2 protein-coding genes are annotated in these 4720 nt (G+C 72.6%); both read left to right on the top strand.

Features of this window, described 5'->3' with window-relative positions:
* Positions 1–117 precede the first annotated feature (117 nt).
* Positions 118–3795 (top strand): transcription-repair coupling factor, encoded by a 3678-nt coding sequence (gene mfd / locus G6031_RS01680; RefSeq protein ID WP_182652216.1) that lies wholly within the window; start codon positions 118–120, stop codon positions 3793–3795.
* A gap of 170 nt (positions 3796–3965) precedes the next feature.
* Positions 3966–4720, top strand: a 755-nt coding sequence (locus G6031_RS01675; RefSeq protein ID WP_182652215.1) for a MazG nucleotide pyrophosphohydrolase domain-containing protein, incomplete at its 3' end; no start/stop codon positions are given.

Below are 4720 nucleotides of genomic sequence, written 5' to 3'. Positions count from 1 at the left end.
GCGGCTCCGCGCGGCCCGTGGAGTCGCCCCCGCGCTCCGCCGCCGGATGCTGATTACACTGGTGCTTTCCGTGCGGCCACGTCCGCCGCGCCCACCCCACCTGGAGGACTCACACGCGTGACCACCACTGTCAGCAGCCCCACCACCGCAGCTCTGTCCGGCCTGGCCGGGGCGGTCGCAGCGAACCCGGCGCTGGCCGATCTGCGGGCGGGACTGGACCGAGACTCCGCCGTGGTCCGGTCGGCGGAGTCCCTGCGGCCGTTCCTGGTGGCGGCCCTGGCGGAGCGTTCCCCGCTGCTGGTGGTGACGGCCACCGAGCGTGAATGTGAGGAGCTGGCCGACGAGTTGGCGGGACTGTTCGACGACCCGGACTCGTCGCACGAGGCCGTGGCGCAGTTCCCGAGCTGGGAGACGCTCCCGCACGAGCGCCTGTCGCCCGCCTCCGACACGATCGGTCGGCGGCTGCAGGTCTTGAACTCGGTGATGGGGGGACAGGCCCCGAGGATCGTCGTGGCGGCGGCGCGGTCGGTGGTGCAGCCCATCTCCCCGGGGGCGGCCCGCCGTGAGCCGATCAGGGTGACCCGCGGCGCCGAGCTCGACCCCTCCGACCTGCTGGCGACCCTGACCGAGTTCGCCTACAGCCGCGAGGACATGGTGGCCCGCCGCGGCGACGTGGCGGTGCGCGGCGGCATCGTGGACGTGTTCCCCACGACCGCCGACCACCCCCTGCGCGTGGAGTTCGACGGGGACACGATCGCCGAGATCCGCGAGTTCTCGGTGGCCGACCAACGCTCCCTGCCCGAGGGCGAGGTCTCCTCGGCCGTGCTGTTCCCGTGCCGGGAGCTGCTGCTCGACGAGGACGTCCGCGAGCGCGCGCGGCGGCTGGCCGGGGCGCACCGGGAGAACCCGACCCTGGCGGAACTGCTGGACTCGCTGGCCGAGGGCATCCCCCGGGACGGCATGGAGGCGCTGACCTCGGTGCTCGTGCCGGAGGAGATGGCCACCCTGCCGATGCTCATGCCCGAGGGCACCCGCGTGGTGGTGTGCGACCCGGACAAGGTCCGACGCCGCGCCGCCGACCTGGCCTCCGCCGGTCGGGAGTTCCTCGAGGCCTCGTGGACCGCCGCGACCATGGGCGGCGACGCCCCCGTGGACAGCGAGACCCTGGACCTGTCGGCCTCGGGCTACCGCACCTTCTCCGCAGTCCGCGAGGAGGCCACCGCCGCCGGCGTGCCCTGGTGGCAGCTGGTCCCCCCGGGATTCCTCACCGACCCCGAGGACGGCCTGGTGGTGGACGCCCCCGCCGGCGACCCGCCCGCCCCGCGCGGCAAGGACTCCGAGATGCAGGCCATGTTCGCCCGGCTGCGGGCGCTCATGTCCTCCGGCGGCCGGGCCGCGGTGGTGGTCCCGGGCCACGGCACCGTCGACCGCGTCCTGGAACGCCTGTCCGAGGCGGAGGTCCCGGCCACCGCCGCCCCGGCGGGATCCGAGCCCGCCCCCGGCGTGGTGTCGGTCTACGAGGCGATCCTGCACGGGGGGTTCGCCCTGTCGGGGGACTCCGGGGAGCAGGGGGACCACCTCGTCGTCGTCTCCGAGACCGACCTCACCGGCAACCGACTCGGTGCCACCGCGCGCCCCAAGGCGCGCCACGCCAAGCGACGCAACCAGGTGGACCCGCTGGCGCTCAAGGCCGGCGACTGGGTGGTGCACGACCAGCACGGCATCGGCCGGTTCGTGGAGATGGTCGAGCGGCAGGTGCGAGGCGGGGACGGTTCGAGCCGCCGCGAGTACGTGGTGATCGAGTACGCCCCCGGCAAGCGCGGGGGCGCCGGCGACCGCCTGTTCGTGCCCATGGAATCCCTCGGGCAGCTCAGCCGCTACGTGGGCGGGGAGGCGCCGACGCTCAGCAAGATGGGCGGCGCCGACTGGCAGAACACCAAGCGCAAGGCCCGCAAGGCGGTCCGGGAGATCGCCACCGAGCTGGTGCAGCTCTACGCCAAGCGGCAGTCCGCCCCGGGCCGCGCCTTCGGCCCCGACACCCCCTGGCAGCGGGAGATGGAGGACGCGTTCCCGTTCACCGAGACCGTCGACCAGCTCACGGCGATCGAGGAGGTCAAGGGGGACATGGAGAAGACCGCCCCCATGGACCGCGTGGTGGTGGGCGACGTGGGCTACGGCAAGACCGAGGTGGCCGTGCGGGCGGCGTTCAAGGCCGTGCAGGACGGCACCCAGGTCGCGGTACTGGTGCCCACCACGCTGCTCGCGCAGCAGCACCAGGCGACCTTCGTCGAGCGCATGACCGGGTTCCCCGTGACCGTCAAGGGGCTCAGCCGGTTCACCTCCGACGCCGAGGCCAAGGAGGTGCTCAAGGGACTGGCCGACGGCACCGTGGACGTGGTGATCGGCACCCACCGGCTGCTGGCCACCGCGGTGCACTGGAAGAACCTCGGGCTGGTGGTGGTGGACGAGGAGCAGCGCTTCGGTGTGGAGCACAAGGAGCACATCACCTCGCTGCGCACCCACGTGGACGTGCTGACCATGTCCGCGACGCCCATCCCGCGGACGCTGGAGATGTCGCTGGCCGGGATCCGTGAGATGAGCCAGATCCTCACCCCGCCCGAGGAGCGGCTACCCGTGCTCACGTACGTGGGCGCGCACTCGGACAAGCACGTCGCCGCCGCGATCCGCCGCGAGCTGCTGCGTGAGGGGCAGGTGTTCTACGTGCACAACCGGGTGCGGACCATCGACGCCACCGCGGCGAAGATCCGCGACCTGGTGCCCGAGGCGCGCGTGGTGGTGGCCCACGGGCAAATGGGGGAGGAGCAGCTCGAGCAGACCGTCGGCGGGTTCTGGAACCGCGACTACGACGTGCTGGTGTGTACGACCATCGTCGAGACCGGCCTGGACATCTCCAACGCCAACACCCTGATCGTGGACCGCTCCGACCAGCTGGGTCTGTCGCAGATGCACCAGTTGCGTGGGCGCGTGGGCCGTTCCCGCGAGCGCGGCTACGCCTACTTCCTCTACGACCCGGAGAAGCCGCTCACCGAGACCGCGTACGACCGGTTGGCCACCATCGCGCAGAACAACGACCTGGGCGCGGGCATGGCCGTGGCCATGAAGGACCTCGAGCTGCGCGGGGCCGGCAACGTGCTGGGCGCCGAGCAGTCCGGCCACATCGCCGGCGTCGGCTTCGACCTCTACATCCGTCTGGTGGGCGAGGCCGTGGAGGCCTACCGCGCGATCGCCGACGGCGAGACCGTGGAGGTCGAGGAGGAGGTGGGCGAGATCCGCATCGAGCTGCCTGTCGACGCCTACATCCCGGTCGAGTACGTCGACGGTGACCGGCTGCGGCTCGAGGCGTACCGCAAACTGTCCCAGGCGCGGGCGCCCGAGGACATCGACGCGGTGGTCGAGGAACTGGTGGACCGCTACGGACCCATGCCCGCCGAGGCCCGGCGCGTGGTGTCCGTGTCGCGGCTGCGGCTCGTGTGCCAGAAGTACAAGGTGCGGGAGATCGTGCTGGCCGGCTCCCGCCTGCGCGTGGGCCCGCTCGATCTGCTCGACTCCCAGCAGATCCGGCTCAAGCGCATGTACCCGGCCGCGCAGTACCGGGCCACGCAGAAGACCGTGCTGCTCCCGCTGCCCAAGGCGGCAGGCGCGCGTGCCGGTGCGGGCGCGGAGAAGGCGCGCGACGACGAGATGCTGCAGTACGCCGCCGACTTCCTCACCGCCATGGCCGGGGATCCCGAGGGCTCGCACCCGGTGATCCAGCCGGAGTTGGTGTCGGTGTGAGTCCCGAGTCCGGTTCCGGCTCCGACCCCCATCGAAAAGAGCGTTCCGCACAGATCCACTCGGCCGATGTGTCCGAAACGCTCTTTTCGACGGGTTCGAGCCCAGGTGCGGGCCCGGGCGCGGGCGCTGGCCCTGGCGCGGGGGATCGGCTCGCCGAGGCCGTCGAGGTGATGGCCCGCATCCGGCGCGACGGCGAGTGGGAAGCCGCCCAGACCCACGCCTCGCTGCTGCCGTACCTGCTGGAGGAGTCGTGGGAGCTGGTCGACGCCGTGGCCGACGGCGATCGCGATGAGTTGGTCTCCGAGTTGGGCGATCTGCTCCTGCAGGTGCTGTTCCACGCCGCGATCGGCGAGGAGCGGGCCGAGGGGGCGTTCGACATCCACGACGTGGCCGGGGCCCTGCTGGACAAGCTGCGTCGTCGTGCGCCCTACTGGTTCACCGCTGATGGCGCTGCCGGCCTTGACGCAGCCGAGCAGGACCGCCTGTGGCAGGAGGCCAAGGCCGCCGAACGCGCCGGTCGCCCGCCGCGCGGGGTGGTCGACGGCATCCCGTGGGACATGCCGGCCCTCGCCCTCGGGCAGAAAGTGCTGGCCCGTGCCCGCTCGGCGGGTGTGCCCGATGAGCTGGTCCCCGCGCAGATGAGGGTGGTCCACGTGGACCCGGCGGGCCTCTTCCACCAGCACACCGCCGGCGGCCGCGACGACGGCCCGGGCGCGGAGTCCGAGTCCGGCTCCGCTGCCGGGTCTGGCTCCGATGTCGGCTTCGGCTCCACCGTCGGTTCCGAGTCCGGCTCCGCCGAGGTCGCCTACCGGCAGGTGGTCAGGACCTTCGCGCGCGACCTCCGCGAGGCCGAGTCGCGGCTCGACGTCCCGGCCGCGGACGCCTCCGCAACCGACTGGCACGCGGCCTGGCCTGCCCGGCCCGC

The sequence above is a fragment of the Dietzia sp. CQ4 genome (assembly GCF_014145125.1).
Taxonomy (GTDB): Bacteria; Actinomycetota; Actinomycetes; order Mycobacteriales; family Mycobacteriaceae; genus Dietzia; species Dietzia natronolimnaea.
This window is presented reverse-complemented; position numbering and strand designations above follow the sequence as displayed.